Below are 24755 nucleotides of genomic sequence, written 5' to 3'. Positions count from 1 at the left end.
TATTATTTACAATCTATTCACCTGTAAAGTTCATCTTTAATAACCAATATTACATTCGATAATCACGATAAACTTGGGTTTAAATGTCTATATAACTCCCTTATATAGATAGGGTTAAAATGATACGTTAACAAATTTGCCTATAATCTGAAGCAAAATGTGCTTGGCTAAGTAATCTAATGTAATAGCGAAATTGCTCAAATTAAATGAATATCTACTTTTTTAAGCCTTTCTTATTTGTCGTTAATTCTCCATAAATTACTATTAAAACCTTAACTTTCTTACTTTAGAAATAACCATAAGTTGTTGTTATTTATAGCTATTATTATTCTTATGTTTTGGCAAAACCCAGATGAAGCCCTATTACTGACCGATTAGTACTGTTAGGTTTTATTCCTTGTTTTTTACAAATAATTGCGTTACCCTCCTTTTATTGTAGTTTGATACACAACGCGTACATAGCTACTAAGAAAGATATCATTTAATTATATTGCAGTTGTAGCTCGTCCGTATAGTTAGCAAATTGTAGATTTTGGGCTTGCAAAGTCAGTACTTAATTAACGGTTTAATAACAAAGTAATACGCAACATACTTTAAACCCTTTATTAACTTAGCAATGCAAAAAAGTCCTTTATCGATTGGTGCAACCTTACTTTGGTTGTTTGATTACTATTGTTAACTATCATTTGAGCGTGTCATAAGTGGGTTTTGCGAGTCGTATATAACGATAATTCCCGAGCCACTTATGATGATATAAATGAAAATTACCATATGTTAGAGCTTATAAAAGCCCATATTTACTATCATCGTGATAAAACAGATAGATGATAGAGCGGCTTTCGAGTTTGCGGCACTGTTAGAGTGGTCTAATATTGTCTCGCTCCCTCTAAGAGGTTTTAGAGTTAGGTTCTAATGTATACGCTATAGAGGTATTTATGAATAAGCGTTTATCTGGTTTACTTACAATGTCAGCCGTTTTATTTGCTGGCTCTGCAATCGCTACTAATGCAAATGCTGTAGAATCAAAAACCTCCCTTGCAACGATTTCGCAAGATAACGCCTCCCGTATTGACCGTGTGCTCGGTGAACTTAGTCGTCAACATGACGGCGCATCAAGCTTAGTTAAGTCTGCTCGTCAGCCCACTTCATTAGCGCTTAGCAGCCCATTGCTCGCCAGCGACACTGCCCAAGTATCCAATGATGAAGATGTTTTAGAGCGCTTAACGGCAGTCGCTTCTAATTCTGTAAGCAAATTTAAACAAACTGGTTTGGCTTCTTGGTACGGTCGTCAGTTTCATGGCCGCAAAACTGCCAGTGGCGAAACCTTTGACATGAATGGTTTAACCGCTGCTCACCGCTCGTTACCCTTGAACTGCTACGTTAAAGTTACCAATAAAACCAATGGCAAAAGCGTCGTCGTTAAAGTAAACGATCGTGGTCCATTCCATGGTAACCGTGTGATGGATTTATCTTACGGTGCTGCCAAGCAACTTGGTATTACCAATAAAGGTGTGGGTAACGTCTCTATTGAGCGTGTTTCAGGCCCCTCTTCTTAAACCATTAACGTTTTAGACCATTCGCGGTTTAAACCTTTAACGGTTTTTTATCGAAAAAACTGCTTAACGTTAGTTGTAAAAAAAGCGCCTAACTCATTTAAAGTTAGGCGCTTTTTCGTTTTTAACGTTTGACGCTAAATAGTTAACATGGGATAGCTTTTAAAACTATAACTCAAATGCGCTTTCAATCGCATCATCGAGACGCTCAACCGCGATGACATTGATACCCTTAAACTGCGGCGCATCTTTGGCAGGCGCATTGGCTTTAGGAATAATTGCGTGTTTAAAGCCGTGTTTCATCGCCTCCTTTAGGCGCTCTTGTCCGTTAGGAACCGGTCGAATCTCCCCTGATAAGCCGACTTCACCAAAAACGGCAAGTGATGAGGGTAAAGGCTTTTCTTTGATACTAGAAGCACAAGCCAATAGTACGGCCAAATCAGACCCGGTTTCAATCACCTTAACGCCGCCAACGACGTTTACATACACATCTTGTCCACTGGTATGGATACCGCCGTGACGATGCATGACCGCAAGCAGCATTGATAGGCGCTGAAAATCGAGCCCTAAAGCCATACGTCTTGGTGAACCTTGTGAGTCATCAACCAAGGCTTGCACTTCAACCAGCAGGGGTCTAGTACCTTCACGGCTTACCATCACCACAGAACCCGCTACGGGCTTATCATAACGGCTTAAGAATATCGCTGAGGGATTGGCGACTTCTTTGAGTCCCATATCGGTCATGCCAAAAATGCCCAGCTCATTAACCGCACCAAAACGGTTTTTTACCGCGCGAATCATACGAAAGCGTGAATCGGACTGACCTTCAAAATATAAAACCGTATCAACCATGTGTTCGAGCACACGTGGCCCTGCCAGCGTGCCTTCTTTGGTCACATGCCCGACTAAAAATAGTGCCGTGCCAGTTTGCTTCGCATAACGGGTCAAAATAGCTGCCGACTCACGAATTTGACTAACGCCGCCTGGGGCAGAATTAATGGCATCGGTATAAATAGTCTGAATCGAGTCAATAATAGCAATCGCCGGCTGCTCTTGGGTTAAAGCCGCACAAATGGTTTCAACATTGGTCTCCGCGAGTACACGTAATCTATCCGCTGGCAAATCTAAACGCTTGGCGCGCATCGCTACTTGGGCGAGCGACTCTTCACCTGTCACATACAGCGCGCTACCTGCCAATGAATCAGCCTTTGCCATATTGGTCGCAGTTTGCAGCAAAATCGTCGATTTACCGATTCCTGGGTCACCGCCGATCAAAACGACCGAACCGGCCACCAGTCCGCCGCCCAACACTCGGTCAAACTCACTAATGCCAGTGGGCAGGCGTGTATCTAGCGTCACGCTTACCGCATTGAGTGGCATGACCGCACTGTGCGTACCCGAATAATTGCCAGCAGGTGCACCCGCACTACGAGAAACCGCTCGGCTAGCATTCGCTTTTGCGCTACTCTTATTATGGTGCGGCATACTGACATTTGGCGCTTCGACCAAACTGTTCCATTCACCGCAGTCTGTACACTGCCCCGCCCATTTGCCAAAATGCGCCCCGCACTGCTGACAGACATAACTGCTTTTATTTTTTGCCATAACGTATGAACCTTATTGAACTGGTCAATCGAAAGTAATAAATTGCGAATAATAAGTAGAATTTTAGAATGCTCTATATGAGCTTAAGTGAAAAAATGCAAGAAAGGATGTATAGTGAGTGAAAAGTAATATAGAGACATCACGCACTGCTGATATCAATTTTTCTTGCTTGCTGTGCCTGCGCAGACAGAGGCTACAAAAAATTGATACCAGCAATACCGTCGCGTTTTTAGGATATTTTGACTATACATGCCTTTTTTTATAAACAGACAAGAGATGATGAAAGGCAGACAGTAACTTATAATGTGTTATAGATGTTAAGACTAAATAACCAAATATCCGTTGCATCATGCAGTAATTAGATATTTGGCTAAAGTTTCAGATAAAGGTTTATAGAGAACACTATCTAAGACCCAGGGAAGTTTTTTATACTCGAAAGTCTTTACCAAGATAGACAGATTTTACCAAATCATTTTCTAACACTTCAGACGATGTCCCTTCCGCAATGATGGCGCCTTCTGAAACGATATAGGCTTTTTCGCAAATGGCGAGGGTATCGCGCACGTTATGGTCGGTGATGAGTACACCAATACCGCGATTTTTTAGGGTTAAAATAACGTCTTTAATATCACCAACAGAAATAGGGTCAACACCGGCAAAAGGCTCATCTAATAGGATAAATTTTGGATTGGCCGCCAACGCGCGCGCAATCTCACAGCGGCGGCGCTCACCGCCTGAGACACTCATACCCAATGATTTGCGTACATGTTCTAAATGGAACTCGCCTATCAATTTTTCAAGCTCTTGGCGCTGCTCAGCGGTACTTAATTCTTTACGGGTTTGCAGAATGGCTAAGATATTATCTTCAATGGATAATTTACGAAAAATAGAAGCTTCTTGCGGCAAATAGCCAATACCAGCACGCGCGCGCTCATGCATGGCATATTTTGATAAATCCATTTTTCCTAGAGTGACACGGCCCTTATCCATATTGACCAGTCCAACCACCATATAAAAGCTAGTAGTTTTGCCCGCGCCATTTGGTCCTAATAACCCAACAACTTGCCCTTGCTCAACAGAAAATGATACATCTTTTACCACCCAGCGTTTGCCGTAGCGTTTGCCTAAATTTTGCATCGTTAAACGGGCGACAGGCTCGGAGCTATTGGTTGCCGCTACAGAACCATTATTAGGCTCGTTGCTATTAATTTCGTTGCTATGAATTTCATTAGTCTTAACAACGTTGTTTTTAATATCGCTCATCACTTACCTGTCAATTACTGTTAAAGTTGCAAAGTTTTTAGTATTACTATCGCTTACTTTTATATTAAAAATACTGTGCTTAGCGTATGCTGCTTCGGTTGCTGCCGCTATTGGGCGGGAAGACCAATTCTACGCGCTGACTGCCACCAGCAGTTGCTTCTACATCGCCAGCTTTTAAGCTATAACGAATGACGTTACCGGCAAAACTGGCGCCATTTTGTACCAATTTTGCATTACCCGTAAGCGTCACTATACCCGTGACCGCATTATAATCAATCTTATTGGCCTGCCCTTTTGCCAAGCCCTTTTCTTGCGTCACTACCTGCTGCATAGTGGCTGGACGGCCGGTGGCGACTGCCGAGTTGATACTACGGCCTTGCGAGAGATTGACCGTAATATCATCGGCGGTCATTTTGAACGTACCCTGCGTAATCACGACAGTGCCTGAATAGCTGGTGATACCTGTACGTTCACTATAAGTAGCCTTATCTGCTAGCAGCTTAATGGGCTGATTGGCATCTGATGGCAAGGCATGGCTGTATAACGGCAATGCTAACAACATTAGCATCGGTAGCGTTCGCAAACCGTGTGTTACTTGGATAGAGCGTGTCGATAGCAAGCGTAAAGTAGGCAAAAAAGTAGATTTCATAAAAGTTACTCGTATCATTATGGGTAGTGGCGTTTGCAAACTTCCTGCTAGGTGCTGCTGTTAAAATAAAGCTTTATCTTGGCGTTTCGCGGGCGTAAATGCAACCGCGACTTGACCAAATTCATAGTCCCCAGTTTCAAGGTTGGCTTTCATGCTTGACGCCTCAAAGCGGTTCATCCCTTGTTCAACTTTTACTGGCGCATCACTATAGACTTGACCTGTTTTGGTATTGCCTTTTAAGGTAGTGCCCATGACTTTAATCGGCTCAATATCAGACTCGCCCGCTTTGCCTTCGCTAACTAAAGTAAAACCACCTGATAAGCTCATCTCACCTGTCTGTTGACTGATGGCGGCGCTGCCCGCTTCAACACGGTAACGCTGCTCGTCTGATGGCTCCCAATTCATGGTGATGCCTTTCATCTCATCTTTATTGGTCACAGGATTATGGGTCAAGGATTCTGCACTCAGCTCGTACTCGGTCTCACCTTTTTCATTAGTCTGTACCGCCTTAATGTCAGTGGCTTCATAATCCACATCCGTCGGTTCCATACTAACGGGCGGCGTAATCTCCCCTTGCTGCTTAAAGAACCAGCCAGCAATCACAGCAATAATTAATGCCAGAACGATTAAAACACGAGTATTCACGATAAGTTATCCTCAGGTTTCGCTGCATCAAGCGTATAGTGCGCGATAAAATCTTGATAGTGACCATGACCTTTTAAAATAAGATCACATATTTCCCGTACTGCGCCGGTACCACCTGCGCGGGTGGTCACCATATCACTGCGCTTTATCACCTCTTGATGGGCATTTGGGACAGTGGCCGCAAAGCCTACCGTTTGCATCGCTTTAATATCTGGTAAATCATCGCCCATATAAGCACATTCAGCAGCGGTAATATTAAGCTCAGCATCAAGCGTCGCTAATAGCTCATTCAATGCAATCAGCTTATCATCACGACCTTGGACGATATAATTGACACCCATTTCAGCAGCACGCTTGTCTACCATAGGACTGCTACGACCAGTAATAATAGCGGTCAAAATACCATAGCGCGCCAACGATTTGACGCCGACACCGTCCTGTACCGAAAAGGCTTTGGTTTCAGTACCGTTGGCATCATAAATAATTTGACCGTTTGACAAGATACCATCAACATCCATGACCAATAACTTTACTTGTCCGGCCTTTTTTATTAAGTCTTGCATCAATTTTCTCTTATTAATGATTTTATTATGAGACGTATTCTTATTAAATACTCTTTTATTAAGGCTTTTTTAATATGTTACTTCTTAATTGTGCCCATTATTAATACATTGTTTATTAAAATAGGGCTACTTAACACCGGCTTGTAATAAGTCATGTACCGTAATAATGGCCTCCAAACGCTGTTCCTCATCGATAATCAGCAGCTGGCTAATGCCATTTTCATTCATCACACTTAAAGCATCGGAAGCGCGCATATCTTTACTGACGCGGCGTGGATTGCTGACCATCAGCTCACGCATCGGGGTTTGCAAATCAATGCCTTTTTCTAAGCCGCGGCGCAAATCACCATCGGTAAATACGCCGACGACTTTTTGTTCGTCATCAGTTACCACTGTCATTCCTAAACGCCCAGAAGACATGGTAAATAAAGCGTCTTGTAACGGTGCTTGTTGATTAATAAGCGGTAAATTTTCTGAATTGGTATGCATTAAATCTTCGACCCGCGTCAGCAGCTGGCGTCCTAAGGCGCCTGCAGGATGCGATAAGGCAAAGTCTTCTGAAGTAAAATTACGCGCATGTACCAAAGCCACAGCCAATGCATCGCCCAATGCCAAGGTCGCTGTGGTACTAGAAGTCGGGGCAAGGTTGAGCGGGCAAGCTTCTTGTGATTTACCTAGCGTCAAAATGATATCCGCCGCTCGTGGTAGCATACCGCGTTTGTCTCGGCTAATACTAATCAGGGGAATATTTAGACGCTTAACCACGGGCAGCAGCATTCTAATTTCATCTGACTCGCCCGAGTTTGAGATAGCCAGTAGGACATCGCCCTGTACCAACATCCCCAAATCGCCATGCCCCGCTTCCCCAGGATGCATGAAAAACGCTGGCGTGCCCGTAGAAGCAAAAGTCGCCGCTATTTTACGACCAATCAGACCCGATTTGCCCATCCCGGTCACGACAACACGTCCTTTGCAGGCTAGGATAATATCGCAGGCTTGAGCAAATCTATCATCGATTTGTTCCGTTAACAATGCTAGCGCCGCCATCTCCGTATGAATTGCTTCGATAGCAGTGCTAATAAATTGTTGATGGGTCAGGTTGCGGTGCGGATTACTCATACGTTAGCTCTATATTTTCGGTGAATCAATGAAACATTTTACTATACTATGGCTGATATTAATAATATAGGGCAAGACGTCGCTTTCATCATTGCCTACTTACTAAGTAGGGTAAATAGTCGCTTGCTCAGCCATGATTATACGTCTATTTATACAAAAAAAACCCACTATAATTAATAGTAGGTCTTAATCAGCTATACAACATTTTAATAACATACTTTCAATCAAATACACACCAGATAGCGTTGTTTATTGATTGCTATCGTCTATATCATCGTTTGATTTGTTTTCAAACATAGCATTGTCTGAAGAATTGTCAAAGCCACGATCTTGACCAAAGCCGCCGCGCTCAAAGCCGCGCTCTTGACCTTGTCCAAAGCTACCTCGCTCAAACCCACGATCTTGACCTTGACCAAAACCGCCACGATTAAAGCCACTACGATTGGCAAAGCCGCGCTCTTCAAAACCGCCACTACCAGCAAGGTTACTACCACGCTCAAACCCACTACTCATACCACCTTGGTAACCAGCAGGTGCGCCCGTTGAGGTTTGCGTACCCGTGCCAGTCGTCGTGCTGCTTCTAGGATTACGAGCTGGCACAACTGTGGAAATGGCATGTTTATAAACCATTTGACTCACTGTATTTTTTAACAACACCACATATTGATCAAATGATTCAATTTGACCTTGCAGCTTAATACCATTAACTAAAAAAATAGAAACAGGAATGCGATCTTTGCGCAACGAGTTCAAAAACGGGTCTTGTAAAGTTTGTCCTTTTGACATGACATCTCTCCTAAATATTATATAATTATTTTTAGTGCCAATTATTATAAGTATTTCTTTAATTATAATGGCTAAGGGCAGATACAATAATAAGTTTTATTTATAAAACGTATCTAAATAAGCACTAATTCTTGTTAAATAATTTCACTTTACCGTGAATACGTTATTATTGTAAATAATTAAGTAACCGCTTATTTTTTAAGACTTCCTACCAACAAAAGTTAATTAACGACCGTTAAAAAAGCAATGATACCGATATAATTCACACTATTTTACTATGATTTAAATTATAGCAGTTATCCAACCTTTATTTTGAAACTAATTGTCATTATTTTTACGGGGCTAATTAACGCGCTTTATATGATTTGGTTTTAATATAAATACTCTCTTACTTGGGTCATAGTAGCAAACGTTTTTATTTTGATATCACCGCGCATAAGCTTGTCATCGTTTTCATTTAGCTTTATTGCAATATTTGCCGCATTATCAGGCAAATTGGGCAACTGAGTAAGTTTGCGCAGCCAAGTATATTGACGCTTCGCCAACTGTCTGGTCGCATATAATGCCTTATTTTGCATTTGCTGACAAGCAAGTGCCTCGGTTTGAGCGCTGAGCGTCAATGGCTGATCGAGCGCTTGAGTAGTGGTGTCTTGTGGTCGTTTACTTGCACTCGCCGCTTCTACTTCTGAAAAGGCCTCATAAAATTGCGCTTTATCCAAGTGCGGCTGTTTAAATATTGGATGCTTAATATGGACTAGGTATTCTAACACTTGGCGATAACCGACGCAGCGCATAGAGGGTAAGTTTGGTGTCAAAGGGTACTGCTCAAGCAATCCGATCACTTCCGCCACTAGCCCATCATGCCACATTATATCCAAACGTTGCTCGATACGCTGATGTAGCCATGAACGTTCTGGCATCACCGCCAGCGCATGCCATTGCTGATTGGGATTATGCGCCAAGGCTTGTTTGGGCTTTTGCTGCCAGTCACTGATGGGTATATTGGTTTGCAGATAAACTTCAACCGCGCGCGTGATACGCTGAGTATCGGTCGCATTAAGACGCTCGTGGCTTATCGGATCTATTTTTCCTAGATAATCATATAGTGCACCAATACCTTCGTCTTGCCGCCACTGCTCCACACGCGCGCGCACGTCATCATCACTGTCAGGCACGGGCGATAGCCCATCAATAAGCGCCATGTAATACATCATAGTACCGCCAACGAGCAAAGGTATTTTACCTTTCTTATGACAGCTATCAATTAAACGAGCAACATCATTAACGAATTCAGCGACGCTATAACTTTGCATCGGGTCAATGATATCAACCAAATGATGCGGATAGCGTGCCAACTCTGCAGCGGTTGGTTTGGCTGTACCGATATTCATATCACGATATATCAATGCTGAATCGACCGAAATCAGCTCATAACGCCCAGTATCGTATAGCTCATACGCTAGAGCTGTCTTGCCACTCGCCGTCGGTGCCATCAAGCACACCACGCTATTATATGCCAAATTGGGATTGAGGCGATAAGATGAGCTAGCAGACGAGATTTGCATAGGATTACCTTTATTTTTTATAGGACTACTAAAACGTGTCCTCAATCTAATCAATGGACATCTAAATGGCTGTAGATGATAGCATCAACGCAATTAAAAGCTGGTTATTTATAGACTTAAAAGCATGTTTAGCAAGTAAGTCTTCGATATCTGCGTTAAATGCCCATAAATCTTCTGTAGGCATTTTTGTGGCTAAGTCAGTAAGCTGCTGATTGACAGCATTCGCATCATTAAATGAAACCTGCTCTCTAAATATATCCGACTCAAACAATAAGCTTAATTGCGCCTGCCATATTTCAGCGCCAATCAGAAAAAATTGGCTGCAACTATAAAACAGCAACCACGGTAGCGTTTTATCACTGACATTTTTAATTGCATCTAAATTATGACTCGTATTTAAAATAACCTCCAAACAATATGGTAAAGGAGCATTTTTTATCGATAGATTTTGTGACGTATTGGCCGTGCTTATTAATGTGCTACCCGGATTTATATTTTCAGTAAAAGTAGCCTGTTCTGATGATTGCGCATTATCGGTATTTTCTGACAACTGATATGGCTGTTTGGGCGCTTGTACTTGCTGACTTTTCGCTGAATAAATGGCTGATGACGTCTGTTGCCTTACAGTAGCAAAGGCGTTATTGATAGATAGATGATTATCTAATACCTGACTACTTTCATCAGCGGAATTGATGGTCTGATTGATGTTCTGTTTGGTAGCAACCGTTTTAAGCTTTGCTTGAATCGCATGACTAAGATGCGCCATGATGTTATTTAGCGGGCTGATTTTGATACGCTGTTTGGACGGATGGACATTGATATTGAGCCAATCAGTTGGTAAATCAAAATACAGCGCGTAGCCAATACCTGATAACTGCGCACTTTGGGCAAGTTGACGCAGCTGATTGCTAATCAACGCTTCTTTTACCAATCGTCCATTCACATAAATTAATTTTGGAAAAGTACTTTGAGAGTCATTGCTAAGCCATAACCAACCGTTAATGCTCACTTGACCAGCAAAGTTATTATTCACATAGTCTTTAGGCAATTGCATCAAACTGGTAAGGTCGATGGATATTTCTAAGGCGTTGTCCGTTAATGTCAACCCAGTCGCTTGCTCAAGACGTGATAAAGGCAGACGATGAGCGTTATTATTGCTGCTATTGGTATTATCGTTATCATTTGCAGACATTGCTCTTGAAGACAGCGATAACCGCTTTTTATTGTCATGAAACAAGGTTAGCGCCACATCTGCACGCGCCAAAGCCACTTCGCGGACAATGGTTTCGATATGACCGAACTCGGTCGCAATAGATTTTAAGTTGCCGCGGCGTGCGGGCACATTAAAATATAAATCTTTAACCGTGATAGTCGTGCCGCGTTGATGCACAACTGGCAACAATTTTGGCACCTCGTCCAATACACCGGCAACTTGCAACTGGCGACCAATCCCACTGTCGTCATGACTACTGGTTAAAGTCAAACGAGAAACTGCCGCAGTCGCTGCTAACGCTTCACCGCGAAATCCCAGTGTGGTAATACCATGCAAATTAGCCACATCGGCCACTTTACTGGTTGCATGGCGAGTAATGGCCATGACCATATCATCAGGATGAATACCCGTGCCGTTATCCAGCACTTCAATCATACCCATGCCGCCTTGGGTAATACGTATCTCAATATTGCTCGCGCCAGCGTCTATCGCGTTTTCAAGCAGCTCTTTGACCACAGCGGCAGGACGCGTCACCACCTCGCCCGCTGCCAATTGATTGATAAGCAGCGGCGATAGTTTTTTGATGCGGCTATTGGAGGGATTATCTGGCATTAGTGAGCGTCATACTTTTATAAAACCTCAGAGGCTGTGATGCGGTTTAACCTAAAGGTTAAGAGAAGACAAATCTAAGCCTTGCGCTTGACCCGCCTTCGATAGTCTCAGCTCAACCTGACGCGCTTCTTTATCATTATCATCGCGATCGGCTTGCGTCATATCAATAAACAAACTCGGCGGTGGTAAATAGCTGTCCGCACGGCTGGCCCATTCAATAATAACTAAGGCATTTGCTTCATCCAAATATTCATCGAAACCAATAAAGGATAGCTCTTCTGGGTCTTGCAGACGGTATAAATCTGCATGATAAACAGGTTTAATTGAACCATCTTTTTGCTCAATACTATAAGGCTCGACCAAGGTATAAGTTGGGCTTTTGACCGCACCTGTATGGCCGAGAGCCTGCAACCAATAACGCGTCAAGGTGGTTTTACCAGCGCCTAGATCACCCGACAGCCAAACACTACCCGATAAGGGCAACGCTGCCAATTGCACCGCCAAGCGCTGGGTATCTGCTTCAGAATGCAGCGTCAAGGTTTTCACATGTTGGTCTTGTTTTATATTATTAGGCATCAAACTTACCTTCCCTTACTTGCGTCTGTACTTGCGGCTGTACTTGCATAGTCACGGCTGGATTGATAAAGCTTTCACCGCGAATCAATTTGGCATATAGCTCGGGGTCATGCCATTCTGCCTTCACTTGCTCACTAAATTCAAAGTCTTCTAGATGAAGCTCACCCATTTGCGCGTTTGCCACATCGTCCGCAAAGCACTGTGCGTAACCGGTTGCGGTTTCGTGGGCAATCACCGAGTAAACGCTGACATCAGATTCACCGTTTTGCATTTGGGTTTGTTTGAGAATTTCTTGTGCCCAAAAGAAGATAACGCGTGAGAACTGCTCTGCTGACGGCGATACCGGCAAACTGATCCAGCGCGCGCTGAATTTTTTACAGGCGGCGATATATTCAGGGTCGTCTTTATTCCAAAAACAAATCGCATGATCAAAGCTATCAATAATGTCTTTAATAGACGATTTTAATAGACCAAAATCATACACCATTTGCCCATGGTCTAATCGCTTAGCTTCAAGAATCAGCTCGATCTGATAGCTATGACCATGAATAGAATGTTTGCAGCGCTCAGAGCTACAATTACGCACGATATGCGCATTTTCAAATTTGAACAGTTTACGAATACGCATAATAATTGACCAAAACAGTAAGCTTTACTGTGTTAAACATGAATATTATAAGGGTTTGCCGCGACGACACATCGGCGTGCGGCTCATTATAGCAAATCGTAATGACTGCGTAAGTAGTCACTTACTAATAGCAATATTGGCAAAATCCATTCACTAATGACGTGGTGCAAACATAATAATTGCCATGCCTAAGAGCGCGACGATAGAACCCAATATATCCCACGTGGTTGGTCTGATGCCGTTCACCGTCCACAGCCAAATAATAGCCATCGAAATATAGACACCGCCGTAAGCGGCATACACTCGACCAGCGGCGGTGGGATGTAAGGACAGCAGCCAAACAAAAGCGACCAAGCTTAGTGCACCTGGAACCAGCAGCCAAATCGTCTTACCTTCCCGCAGCCATAAATAAGGCAAATAACAACCGATAATTTCAGCCAGTGCGGTCAGCGCAAACAGTCCAACGGTTTTTAATTCAGTCAAACCAACCACTCCTAAACCGTGATAAATCCTGTCATATATTGCACAGCATTGCCAGAAATTAGCACCCTATCGCCTACGACGACGCAGTTTAAAATACCGCCTCGTTTTGATGCTTGATAAGCTATTAATTCATCTTTACCCAAACGCTCTGCCCACAGTGGTGCGAGCCCCGTATGAACCGAACCCGTCACTGGGTCTTCATCGCCACCATTGGCAGGCCAAAAATAACGTGAAATAAAATCGTAATCTTTATAATCAGCGGAGGTGGCTTGACAGGTGACCACCACGTTTAATGGGGCGAGTTGTTTTAACTGCTCGTTATCGCGCGTTACGTTTAAGACATCGGCTTCAGCATTATAAATCACAAAATAGGCTTGGGTGTTTTTATAAACTTCGACTGGTGCAACAGACAATCCTGCCAACAAGCTATCGGGAATATCTTTAGCCTTTTCAGGCTTAGTGTTTGGAACATCCATTTGTATTTTGCCATCGTCTGTTTGTACGATGGTCAAAACACCAACGGCTTTGGCGTAAAACCTAATGGTTTCTACATCAGGGCTTTTGTTAAATAGCACAAAGGCTGACGCTAAGGTTGCGTGCCCGCAAAACGCAATCTCAGTCAAAGGAGAAAACCAGCGAATATGATAAATACCGTCATCATCACATACAATAAAAGCTGTCTCCGATAAATTATTTTCAAAAGCAATAGACTGCATTAACTTATCAGAAAGCCAGTTATCTGTGATAATAACGGCTGCTGAATTGCCTTTAAAAACGGTATCCGTAAAAGCGTCGACGACATTAATTTCTAGTTGCATATTATGCTCTTCTTTTTTATTAACATTAATTTTGGCTATTTTTTATCCCGCTGTTTATACCCAACGTCTGACTTTTGCCTTATAAACCTGATAAGCCTTGCCAAATTTCTGTGCCAACATCCGCTCTTCTGGTTGGATTTGAAAACGGGTCATATGAAGTATAAATAGAGGCAACAACACAAAGGCAAGAAAGTGCGACAGATATAATGCCCAGCTAAATAATATAAGCACTAAACCCACATACATCGGATTTCGGCTATATTGATACACACCACTAGTCACTAAGCTTGAAACTTTTTCAAGCGCTTGCGGATTGGGTGTGGTCTGCGCTTTTTTAAATTGAGTAACACCTAAAATGGCGCTACCCACTCCTATGGTGCCCAAACCCATTGCCAATGCCGCAGAACCTTTCAAAGAAAATTTCAAAGCAGGTGCGACTTTAGAGACACCAGCCATGGTCGCTGCAGTAACGATAACTTGCGCGACTGGCGGTACTTTTAGTTCTAGAGATTTCATAATGAGACCTTATATAGAATTAAATAATAAATGAGCGCTTAATTACTTATTATAGTATTCAGTGTTTATTTAGCTTTTCGCCTTTTATTCTTCATTAGTTAAACACTTTACGCCGCTGTTGTCCCTACTCTACAAGTTTTAAGTGACGATTGATATTAGAATGAGCGGCTTTATTATCCATAGAAGGTTATAATTGCCATTTGTTTCATTTTTACCCTTTACTCTAGTGAAGGTGTTGTTTCTAAGATGTAGTTGAACTTAAATGAGGAAGTTAGCGTCATGATGCGTATCGGATTGTTCTTATTAACCAACTTAGCGGTGATTGTGGTTTTTAGCATCGTGTTTGGTATTTTATCCAGATTTTTTGGGATTGGCGGCGTCCATGGCGCAGGCGGGCTAAATTATACTAGCCTTGCCATTATGTGCGGTATATATGGCATGGTTGGTTCGATGGTCTCGCTGTTTATCTCAAAATGGATGGCAAAAAAATCAACGGGCACAGTAGTCATTGAAACGCCAAGAAATGCTACGGAAAAATGGCTGGTTGATACTGTCGCCAAACACGCACAGGTGGTAAATATTGGTATGCCGGAAGTAGGAATTTTTAATAATTCTCAGCCAAACGCCTTTGCAACCGGTTGGAACAAAAACCAAGCATTGGTCGCGGTCTCCTCAGGGCTACTACAAAGCATGACACCCGATGAAATAGAAGCGGTGCTCGCGCATGAGATTGGTCATGTGGCCAATGGCGATATGGTGACCCTTGCGCTCATTCAAGGGGTGGTAAACGCCTTTGTCATGTTCTTTGCGCGTATTATTGGTAGCTTCGTCGACCGTACTGTCTTTAAAAATGAAGGGGACGGCCCGGGTATCGGTTATTTCATCACCAGTATCGTGATGGATATTTTGCTGGGTTTTTTGGCGTCTGCCATCGTCATGTGGTTCTCGCGCCTACGTGAATTCCGTGCTGATGAGATGGGGGCAAAGCTTGCCAGCCGTGAAAAAATGATTAGCGCACTGGATGCCTTGCGTCCTTCTGAGCAGCGTCCAGACCAGATGCCTGAGAGCATGAAAGCGTTTGCAATCTCGTCTGGGCAGTCTACGGGCTTTAGTATCGCTAACCTTTTCCGCTCACATCCAACGCTTGATGAACGTATCGCGGCGTTGAGAAAGTATAATCCTAGCAAGGCTTAAGCCGCAGCCCTAACATACATGACAGATGATAGCGGATGGCTAGAACAGCGCCGCTATTATCTGCATCGTTTGACCGTTATAAACAATCAACCTTTACCTGTAATTCCTACTGCCGCGGTGGCTGTGTTCACATCTGTCGCTGGCGGACTGGTAATAAAAGTCAGATACGCTTCATATTGTTCAAGCACATCATCAATCACTTGCTGCTTGGTCAAGCCCATCAAATCATAACCGCCGGAGCCGGTTTGCGTCGTTACTTCTAAACGATAATAAACATCGCTAACTGGTGACATCTTGCCACTAAAGGTCGGTGACGGCGTCTCGACCATAGACACTTGATAGTAAAAGTCGTTTTGCGCGTCAGTAGATACCTTTAATAATGGCCCACCAACATCAATATCGCCCGCTATATGAGGAATATTATCACGATCAATCTTATAACCTTGGCGCTCAAACTCATTGGCGACATCGTTTAGCGCCGGACGAACGACACGCTCAAGAAATTGCTCTGTTTCTCGTTTGCTCGGATAAGCCAGCATTTGTCCCAAGCGCTGCTTCCAAGAACGCTCCGGTATATGCCCGCCACTTGGCGTAACAGAAGGACGACGCAGCACCGTACCTTCGCGCTCAGCCCGTTCTATTTTTAACGCTTTAGAAAAAGAGAACATCACCAGATAAACAATAATCGTCACAGGAAGAGCAAAGATAAGCGTGGCATATTCCATGGTAATGACGCCGCCTGCAATCAACATAGAGATGGTCAATACTGCCGTCAACACCGCCCAAAAAATACGTAGCCACTTTGGGCCATCTTCGCTTGGATCAGGGATAGAGGTTGAAAAGTTCGACATCACCATCGCCCCTGAGTTAGCACTGGTGATATAAAACAGCAATCCTGAAAGCGTCGCTAACGCTATCAAAATAGTCGCCCCCGGAAACAACTCAAGTAGCGCGTACCATCCGCGCTCTGGGCTTTGAACCGCAAGCTCGGCAAAAGCGGTATTTCCTTGTAATACCTCATAAAGGGCGGAATTACCAAAGAAAGAAACGATGATAAAGTCACATAATACCGGCACTGTAATCGCGGCAATGACAAACTCACGTAATGTGCGTCCACGCGAAATACGCGCTAAAAACACCCCAACAAACGGCCCCCATGCGAGCCAAAACGCCCAAAAGAATAGCGTCCAACTGCCCATCCAATCGCTACTACCGGGAACATAGGCAAAGGTTTTAAACATCCGAGCAGGTAGCGTGACAAAGAACTGACCCAAATTTTCAACTAAGGCATTTAACAAAAACGCCGTCTCGCCAGCGATTAGGATAAACGCCATCATTGCCACCGCGCTCCATAGATTGAGCTCGGAGATCCAGCGGATACCGCGATCAACCCCCGAAGTGGTGGCCAAAATGGTCAAAACAACCGCACCAACCACGAGGGCAATCTGTAACGTTAAGCCTTCTTCAAAACCAAATAACTTTGAGAAACCAACGTTTAAGAGTACCACGCCGATACCCATGGTCGTCGCCACGCCGAACACTGTGCCGACCAAGGCAAGAATACTAATACCATGGCCGATAGGACCTTTTACCCGCTTACCGAGCAGCGGATAAAGCGCCGCCCGAATGGATAAAGGCATGCCCCAACGGTAGGCAAAATAACCCATTGCCATACCAAGCAGTGCATAAATAGACCAGCCGGCAATGCCGTAATGGAACATTGTCCAAACCACAGCGTCTTGCATAGCAGCAGCACTTGCTCCTTCACCAGACGGCGGGGTCAAATACTGTACGACGGGGCCAGTGACTGAAAAAAACAGCATGTCAATGCCTACCCCAGCGGCAAATAACATCGCTGCCCACGTTCCCAGTTTATACTGTGGCCGCGAATCATCAGGCCCAAGGCGTATGCTACCTGCTTTAGACAGTGCTACCCACAGCACAAAACCGATGACCATCACCATGGTAATCACGTAATACCAGCCAAGATTGGTCGCAATCCAATCAACGACTGTTTTCATCGTTGTACTGGCATTGATAGGCATCAAAATTGCCCATATCGAAAACGCCACAATCACAACTGATGAGACAATCAGTACGCTCCAATTAATATGAGCCACACTGTTTTCTGACAGCTCCTGTGCTCCTTTTTTCAGATCGCTGCGGGAGATTGGCACATCTTCATCAAACGGTTTTGATTGGCGTTCTGTACCGCCAAACTGCCTGCGCTCAAACGGCGGGCGCGAGCTTTCGCTAGGCTCATTTACTGATGGATTATTTGACTCGTCAGCCTCCCTTAAGCCATCGTCATTCGGTTTGTCGCTCATTTATATTCCTTATTTTTATATGACTGTCCGTATTAGGTTCACTATATTCTACCCCTAGTTTAATGTCATTATGCTGAATGTGTTTATCCAATGATGATATAGGCTTAGCGTCAGTAGTAAAGCATCGTGAGAGAAAATCATACGTATGAAACTATTTAAAGCTAAAGTAATGAAAAAGGGCACTTTCATTCACTATAAAGTTTGTTGCATAAAAAAAGCCCACCTAACGCTCTTATCGAGAAATTAGACGGGCTTTTTTATGGCTTAAGATATATTACATATCAAACTCAAGCGCTCTATCACCGTTGGCGTCTTGGATACGCGTTGGCAAACCAATCTCATTTAGCAAGTTGATAAATGGCTTTGCATCAAGTTCTTCAACGTTGACCATTTTGCCCGCATCCCACTCGCCCGTCGCGACCAACATTGCAGCAGCAACGGGTGGCACGCCTGCAGTATAAGAGATGCCTTGGCTACCGACTTCGTTATAAGCGTCTTTATGATCGGAGATATTGTAGATAAATACCTCGCTATCAACGCCGTTAATTTTGCCTTTAACCTTGTCGCCGATGCAGGTTTTGCCCGTATAATTTGGCGCAAGCGAACTTGGATCCGGCAGTACGGCTTTCACCACCTTAAGCGGAATCACTTCTTGCCCTTCAGCAGTCATCACCGGCTGCTCAGACAATAGACCTAGGTTTTGGAGCACAGTAAACACATTAATATAATGCTCACCAAAGCCCATCCAAAAGCGAATATTTGGCACATCTAGGTTAGCCGATAAAGAATGAATCTCGTCATGACCACTTAGGTAACTGTTTTGCTCGCCAACGACTGGCAAATCATCGGTACGTTTGACTTCAAACATCTTATTCGACTGCCACTTACTGTCTTGCCAAGAATAAACCGTACCGGTGAACTCACGGAAATTAATCTCAGGGTCAAAGTTGGTGGCAAAATACTTACCGTGGCTGCCAGCGTTGATATCGATAATATCGATATCCGTCACCGAACCTGCATCCATCATGTCATAGCCAAGTCGCGCATAGGCATTGACCACACCAGGATCAAATCCAGCACCCAAAATCGCCGTGATGTTCTTGTCGGCACAGCGCTGTTTACGCTGCCATTCATAGTTGTCATACCATGGCGGCGTCTCGCAAATCTTGCGCGGATCTTCATGAATGGCGGTATCAATATAAGCCGAGCCTGTTTCAATACAAGCCTCTAAAACGGTCATATTGACAAATGCCGAACCGACATTGATAACGATTTGAATACCCGTCTCTTCAATCAGCTGTATCAGCGCTTGCGTATCCATCGCATCGACTTGATGGGTATGTAATACCGCAGGCAGCTTAAAGCTATTCTTCTCTTTGACACTTTGGGCGATGGCATCACATTTATCTTGCGTGCGTGAGGCAATATGAATCTCGCCAAGGACGTCATTATGCATCGCACATTTATGCGCGACCACTTGCGCCACACCGCCTGCACCGATGATAAGCACGTCTTTTTTGCTAGGGTTGGTTTGATTTGTGTTCAATGAACAATCCTCCTTTGTGTCCCTGTCGATACCATCGATGGTGGCGAGTCAAAACAGAAACGAGTGAATGATATGCGTGAATTAAAAAGGAAGACCGAGGAAAACCCACACACCCGTCGGGCAAAGCAGTATTTGGCTACTTGCTTTTACCCGCGGCGATTATAACAATTTTTACCCACCTTTCGGCAATAATTAATCGATAAGATGACATGCAATTTTATTATTCAAATCTTACCAGCTTATTATTAATAGCAAAATTAAGACAAGCTGGCCTTATAATCTTGATAATCAAACTCACGCTGCACATCTATCGACCCATCTAAACGGCGGATAACGATTGCAGGCATGCCCACACCATTGAACCAGTTTTTCTTGACCATGGTATAACCGGCAGCATTGCCAAACGCAATGGTATCGCCAATTTTCAAATTACTCGGTAAGGCGTACTCACCAAAGATATCGCCTGCCAAACAAGAACGACCGTAAATAATAGTATTGTCTGCAGCGCCCTCTTTTTGATCTTTATTTACCGGCATCATATCTATTGATTCTTCATTAATGGACACAATGGGAGCAGACTCGCGATAAATCAGTAAATCAAGCATATGTGCTTCGATAGAGGCATCGACGACGGCGAGATTTTTTTCATTGTGCATGGTATCTAAGACGGTCGTGACTAATGAGCCAGCACCATGAATACTTGCTTCGCCCGGCTCAAGATAGACTTGTACGCCGTATCTCTCGCTAAAGCCTTTTAATCTATCAGCCAGTTTTTCGAGTGGATAATCAGGCGCGATAAAGTGAATACCACCGCCCAAGCTCACCCATTCAAGCTGCGCCAGCACCTCACCAAACCTGTTTTCGATATCGGCTAAGCTTGCGCTAAATGCTTCAAAGCTATCATTTTCACAGTTGTTATGAATCATGACGCCTGTGATATCAGCAAGTACGGCGGTAATCTTATCTTTATCATGCTCACCTAAGCGGCTAAAGGGACGCGCAGGATCAGCAATAATAAAGGACGAATTACTGGTCTTTGGATTTAAGCGTAGCCCTACTGGTATATTTTGTGCTTTGGCTTGGTCTTTAAAAGCATTCAGCTGCGAGATGGAATTAAAGATTATTTTATCGGCATAGCTCAATACTTCGTCGATTTCATCGGCGCTATAAGCAACGCTATAAGCATGGGTTTCTTTTTTATTATCACCGCCTTTACCTTTACCAAAGGTCTCATAGCCCAACCGCACTTCATTCAATGAAGACGAGGTTGTACCATGCAAATAAGGCTGCATGACATCAAACACGCCCCAAGTGGCAAAACATTTGAGCGCGAGCAAGGCTTTGGCGCCAGATAGCTCGCACAGACGCGCGATAATCTGCATATTGGCAACGATTGCCGCTTCATCAAGTAGATAATAGGGCGTTGCAGGCAAAGATGAAGGGCTGGTTTGTAACGGTAAATTTGTATTCATAAGAGGTTACCTAATAGCTGCGGTCGGTATCATGACAGACCTAAATAATTGCGCTATAGTAGACTAAATTCATCATAATTAGAATATCTTATGGCACTCTCGACCGATTATTCTACGGCTAAAAACCCAGCCAACCTATCCCAGCTAGACCCACAAAACATCAGCTTAGAACATCTTGCTGCGGATGCGCGTGCGGTATTGGATTTTTGGTTCGATAAAGACAATGAGCAGTATTGGTTTGCGCAAAATGATGCTTTTGATAAAAAGATAAAAGACAAGTTTTATGATATTTGGCAGGCAGCAAAACAGGGTGAATGCGTGTCGTGGCGTATCGCAGATGCAGCGACTGATAGCAATAGCTCAGTCACAGCGCTAGCAGGACGCTTGGCAGAAATTATCGTGTTAGATCAGTTTTCGCGTAATTTATGCCGTGAGCAAGCGTGCGCTTTTGCCCAAGATGGCATGGCGCTAGCATTGGCACAAGAAGCCATTGGACAACCATATTTTGATACGCTGCCAGCGCAGTGGCGCAAATTTATTATCATGCCATTTATGCATTCTGAATCGGCCATGATTCATGAGCGCTATCTGCCGCTGTTTAAGCAATTAAATGATGCAACAACCTTAGAGTTTGAAGAGCGTCATAAAGAGATTATCGATAAATTTGGACGCTATCCACATCGTAACGACACGTTGGATCGTGAAACGACTGACGAAGAAGAAGCGTTTTTAAAGCAGCCCAACTCATCGTTCTAAGTATTTTTGGGACTTTGAAGGTTTCTGTTGTTAAAGGTTTAAATAAAAAAACCCTCTGTTCTTAATAAACAGAGGGTTTTTTTATGACTAAAAGCATTTTCTTATTTAAATTTATTTGCTTAGGCTATTTTATTAAGCAGTCTCATTCTGCTAGCTAATGATCATTTTTAGGTCAGGCAATATTAACTTTCAAGCACTTTTCTTACCGGTGCAAAGCTACGTCTATGCGCGGCTAATACGCCATGAGCTGCAATCGCTTCCATATGGGCGCGCGTTGGATAGCCTTTATGCTTGGCGATGCCATATTCAGGATGTTCGGCATCAAGCGCATACATAGTCTTATCACGGCTGACTTTTGCTAAAATACTGGCCGCCGCGATACTGGTATGTCGGCCATCGCCTTTTACCCACGCTTGACAGTCAATCGCTGGCTCTTGAATACCATATTTAGCAATGCTTACATAATCTAAATCCGGGCAACGATTGCCATCAATCAATATCTCAAAACGTGCTTTCTGTTCTTCATCAAGGTATTTAGCGACTACTTCCAATAAAATCTCAGTACATAAGCGCATACCAAGCATGGTTGCTTGCAAGATATTGACTTGGTCGATGACCGCTGGCGGTATATCAGCGACGATGTGCGCGACTGCATGCTGCTGAACCAACGGATAAAGAATATCGCGCTTTTTTTCACTCAGCTGTTTCGAGTCCGTCAGTATAGACAATGGCGTATTTTTTAGTGGCTCATTTTCAATTAAACCTGACCACGCCGCAGGTAATATTGCCGCAGCGACAGTAACGCTACCTAGCAGCGGGCCACGCCCTGCTTCATCCACGCCAATTTGTAAGGTTGCTGGTTGCAAGTTTTCTAAACTTAATGAGTATTGCGCAATCAGTTCTGCGATATTGATTTGCCCTGATAACTGTATGGGAGCCGCCAGTTGTATGTATTGTCCTTTAATATCAACTTGCTCAATAACTCTTTCAGTCTGAACGGTATGCTTAGGCATAGCTGGGCTTTTTATAGGGTTATTTTCTGTAGAAGACATAGTACTCATAACTTTATTATTTCTTAACTTTACGGTTTAATGAATTTTTTGCGTGCCTAACATAATTAGCGCTTGATTACTGAGCTTAGTTATTAATCTTGATTACTGAGCTTGATAATTGTCTTGGCTGTCGTAATTTTCTTGACTGACATGACCGTCTTGTCCATTAAAATCATGACTTTGATAACTGTCGCGGTTTTGAACAAACCACTGTTCGATGACGCTATGCGCAGGGTCATGATTGCTTTGTTGTTGCAATGCATACTTGGTATCAATCAGCGCTTTTAATTGTTCAGCGTACGCGCGCGGCTGCAACAAACGCATCACGGTACGACAGATATTATCACCACTTGCCTGCTCTTGGATAAGCTCGGGCACGATTGCGCTGTCTGCCAAAATATTGGGCAAACCGACATAAGGGACTTTCACCAAACGTTTTGCTATCTGATAAGTCAGCTGATTTAATTGATAAATCACCACCATTGGACGCTCAAGCAGCATGGCTTCCAAGGTTGCAGTACCCGACGCTAACATAACCATGTCTGATGCCGCCATCGCCAGCTGACTAAAGGCTGGCTGACTTTCATCATAGACCACCGCAATCGCCGCCCGCAGTTGCTCTGAGCGCTTATCGATCACATCTTGCACGATATATTGATGGTTTTGATCGACAGTTGGAATGATAAAGCATAGCTTAGGATCTAACAGCAAAAGTCTTTGGATACCATCGAGCATAAGCGGCAAAATAGCCGTTATCTCACCACGCCTAGAGCCGGGCATGACGCAAATAAGCTGACTGACCTCATCAAAGCGGTCGATGAAAAACTGCTGCAAGCCATCATTATGCCAGACCAATTCGCTACGGCGCTGATTGATGGGCGTCTCAAGTAAGGTCTGATCAATGGTTCGTAGTAGCGGATGACCGACGCAAATCGCGGGATGATTATAACGCTCGTAGACCGGCAGCTCAAATGGGAATAGGCAAAGTACCAGATTGGTCGCTGCCATAATGTTATGAATACGCGACTCACGCCACGCCCAAATAGAAGGGCTGACATACTGCACGCAAAACACGCCCTGCGGCTTTAATTTCTTTGCCACTCTAAGGTTAAAGTCGGGTGCATCAATGCCGATAAACCAATCAATACTTGCCGTTTTAAATGCCGTCAGCAGCTCTTGACGCGCTTTAAGCAAGTCCGGTAACTGCGCCACTACTTCGACCAAGCCCATCACAGCTAAGCGCGATAACGGAAAAATACTTTGTAGCCCTTGCGCTTGCATCTTTGCGCCGCCAACCCCAACCCAAATAATATCATCACGCAGATTATTCATCTGCTGCATAAAATCTGCACCCAAACTGTCGCCTGACACTTCCCCGGCGACAATCCCTATCACCAGTGGCAAGCTTGTAACCTCAGGCAATTTATCAAAAGCACCATAAGCATCCGGTGCTGGCGTTGTATCAGCAGGTTGGTGAGGCGTAGCAGGATCTGTCATGATAAGCTCTCAATATTAAAGTGGTACAATTTAATTGGTGCCATTTGAGTAGCACAGTTAAATGAAACAAAAGATAAAATGCGTCTATCATAAAAATGATTATATAAAATATAACATAGCTTAACCGTAATAAGATGCCCATTAAAAGGCATCTTGATAGCATTCTATAATGCTCGAACTTAGTCGTTTATATTGCCATCATACGTGACAGTGCTGGAAATAGCTAAAAATAGCGAAATTAGTGCACAAAATCCATTCAGTATCACTCATTTATATCTGCCTATAAACGTTCTGTTTAATGCAAATTTGGACTTAGG

Annotated in this window: 21 protein-coding genes and 1 pseudogene; 3 read left to right on the top strand and 19 right to left on the bottom strand. The window is 43.7% G+C overall.

The genetic code is table 11. From position 1 onward, the window contains the following. Positions 1–1208: 1208 nt before the first annotated feature. Positions 1209–1556 (top strand): annotated as a pseudogene (locus tag A7325_RS14200) (septal ring lytic transglycosylase RlpA family protein); the annotation flags it as partial. A 165-nt stretch (positions 1557–1721) separates the two neighbouring features. On the opposite strand, the gene radA reads toward A7325_RS14200, so the two are convergent. The 14 genes from radA to A7325_RS02140 all read right to left on the bottom strand — a co-directional run bounded on the left by radA (position 1722) and on the right by A7325_RS02140 (position 14594). Then, on the bottom strand, positions 1722–3158 hold the full coding sequence (radA, locus tag A7325_RS02205; RefSeq protein ID WP_068404223.1) for a DNA repair protein RadA: 1437 nt from the start codon (positions 3156–3158) through the stop codon (positions 1722–1724). A gap of 426 nt (positions 3159–3584) precedes the next feature. Next, a complete protein-coding gene (gene lptB / locus A7325_RS02200; RefSeq protein ID WP_197488858.1) occupies positions 3585–4295 on the bottom strand; it encodes an LPS export ABC transporter ATP-binding protein in 711 nt (236 codons plus the stop codon). 205 nt (positions 4296–4500) lie between these two features. Then, the gene (gene lptA, locus A7325_RS02195; protein ID WP_180952567.1) at positions 4501–4989 is read right to left on the bottom strand and encodes a lipopolysaccharide transport periplasmic protein LptA; all 489 of its coding nucleotides are present in this window, start codon (positions 4987–4989) and stop codon (positions 4501–4503) included. A gap of 141 nt (positions 4990–5130) precedes the next feature. After that, a complete protein-coding gene (gene lptC / locus A7325_RS02190) occupies positions 5131–5715 on the bottom strand; it encodes an LPS export ABC transporter periplasmic protein LptC (protein ID WP_068404219.1) in 585 nt (194 codons plus the stop codon). Then, complete coding sequence (locus tag A7325_RS02185) at positions 5712–6278, bottom strand: KdsC family phosphatase (protein WP_068404217.1); 567 nt, start codon at positions 6276–6278, stop codon at positions 5712–5714. The genes lptC and A7325_RS02185 overlap by 4 nt, the downstream gene beginning before the upstream one ends. 126 nt (positions 6279–6404) lie before the next feature. Further along, entirely contained in the window at positions 6405–7397 is a 993-nt protein-coding gene (locus A7325_RS02180) for a KpsF/GutQ family sugar-phosphate isomerase (RefSeq protein WP_068404216.1), read from the bottom strand. Between the two features lie 249 nt (positions 7398–7646). After that, positions 7647–8183 (bottom strand): RNA chaperone Hfq, encoded by a 537-nt coding sequence (gene hfq / locus A7325_RS02175; RefSeq protein ID WP_068404214.1) that lies wholly within the window; start codon positions 8181–8183, stop codon positions 7647–7649. Positions 8184–8554: 371 nt separating this feature from the next. After that, complete coding sequence (gene miaA / locus A7325_RS02170; protein ID WP_068404212.1) at positions 8555–9748, bottom strand: tRNA (adenosine(37)-N6)-dimethylallyltransferase MiaA; 1194 nt, start codon at positions 9746–9748, stop codon at positions 8555–8557. A 61-nt stretch (positions 9749–9809) separates the two neighbouring features. Then, a complete protein-coding gene (mutL, locus tag A7325_RS02165) occupies positions 9810–11573 on the bottom strand; it encodes a DNA mismatch repair endonuclease MutL (RefSeq protein WP_068404211.1) in 1764 nt (587 codons plus the stop codon). A 51-nt stretch (positions 11574–11624) separates the two neighbouring features. Then, the gene (gene tsaE / locus A7325_RS02160) at positions 11625–12149 is read right to left on the bottom strand and encodes a tRNA (adenosine(37)-N6)-threonylcarbamoyltransferase complex ATPase subunit type 1 TsaE (RefSeq protein WP_068404209.1); all 525 of its coding nucleotides are present in this window, start codon (positions 12147–12149) and stop codon (positions 11625–11627) included. Continuing rightward, positions 12142–12777: a 6-pyruvoyl trahydropterin synthase family protein gene (locus A7325_RS02155; protein WP_068404206.1), complete on the bottom strand. Its 636-nt coding sequence runs from the start codon at positions 12775–12777 to the stop codon at positions 12142–12144. The genes tsaE and A7325_RS02155 overlap by 8 nt, the downstream gene beginning before the upstream one ends. 153 nt (positions 12778–12930) lie before the next feature. Continuing rightward, the gene (locus tag A7325_RS02150; protein WP_068404238.1) at positions 12931–13260 is read right to left on the bottom strand and encodes a YnfA family protein; all 330 of its coding nucleotides are present in this window, start codon (positions 13258–13260) and stop codon (positions 12931–12933) included. 11 nt (positions 13261–13271) lie between these two features. Further along, positions 13272–14078 carry a PhzF family phenazine biosynthesis protein gene (locus tag A7325_RS02145; protein WP_068404204.1) on the bottom strand — a complete coding sequence of 269 codons (807 nt, stop codon included), beginning with the start codon at positions 14076–14078 and terminating at the stop codon, positions 13272–13274. A gap of 54 nt (positions 14079–14132) precedes the next feature. Next, the gene (locus A7325_RS02140) at positions 14133–14594 is read right to left on the bottom strand and encodes a methyltransferase family protein (protein WP_068404202.1); all 462 of its coding nucleotides are present in this window, start codon (positions 14592–14594) and stop codon (positions 14133–14135) included. A 279-nt stretch (positions 14595–14873) separates the two neighbouring features. Between A7325_RS02140 and htpX the strand changes: the two genes are divergently transcribed. After that, a complete protein-coding gene (gene htpX / locus A7325_RS02135; protein ID WP_068404200.1) occupies positions 14874–15788 on the top strand; it encodes a protease HtpX in 915 nt (304 codons plus the stop codon). Positions 15789–15874: 86 nt separating this feature from the next. Here htpX and betT read toward each other — a convergent pair whose 3' ends face one another. The 3 genes from betT to nspC form a co-directional block, all read right to left on the bottom strand. Beyond that, the gene (gene betT / locus A7325_RS02130; protein ID WP_068404198.1) at positions 15875–18115 is read right to left on the bottom strand and encodes a choline BCCT transporter BetT; all 2241 of its coding nucleotides are present in this window, start codon (positions 18113–18115) and stop codon (positions 15875–15877) included. A 274-nt stretch (positions 18116–18389) separates the two neighbouring features. Beyond that, a complete protein-coding gene (locus A7325_RS02125; RefSeq protein WP_068404196.1) occupies positions 18390–19661 on the bottom strand; it encodes a saccharopine dehydrogenase family protein in 1272 nt (423 codons plus the stop codon). Positions 19662–19918: 257 nt separating this feature from the next. Continuing rightward, on the bottom strand, positions 19919–21133 hold the full coding sequence (nspC, locus tag A7325_RS02120) for a carboxynorspermidine decarboxylase (RefSeq protein WP_068404194.1): 1215 nt from the start codon (positions 21131–21133) through the stop codon (positions 19919–19921). 90 nt (positions 21134–21223) lie between these two features. Between nspC and A7325_RS02115 the strand changes: the two genes are divergently transcribed. Then, the gene (locus A7325_RS02115; RefSeq protein ID WP_068404192.1) at positions 21224–21889 is read left to right on the top strand and encodes a DUF924 family protein; all 666 of its coding nucleotides are present in this window, start codon (positions 21224–21226) and stop codon (positions 21887–21889) included. Between the two features lie 182 nt (positions 21890–22071). Here A7325_RS02115 and A7325_RS02110 read toward each other — a convergent pair whose 3' ends face one another. Continuing rightward, positions 22072–22941 (bottom strand): ribonuclease HII, encoded by an 870-nt coding sequence (locus tag A7325_RS02110; protein WP_264753690.1) that lies wholly within the window; start codon positions 22939–22941, stop codon positions 22072–22074. A 102-nt stretch (positions 22942–23043) separates the two neighbouring features. Continuing rightward, on the bottom strand, positions 23044–24438 hold the full coding sequence (gene lpxB / locus A7325_RS02105) for a lipid-A-disaccharide synthase (RefSeq protein WP_227514921.1): 1395 nt from the start codon (positions 24436–24438) through the stop codon (positions 23044–23046). Positions 24439–24755 lie beyond the last annotated feature (317 nt).

The organism is Psychrobacter sp. SHUES1 (assembly GCF_001652315.1).
Lineage (GTDB): Bacteria > Pseudomonadota > Gammaproteobacteria > Pseudomonadales > Moraxellaceae > Psychrobacter > Psychrobacter faecalis.
The sequence above is the reverse complement of the archived record's forward strand: the minus strand, read 5'-3'. Positions and strand labels throughout refer to the sequence as shown.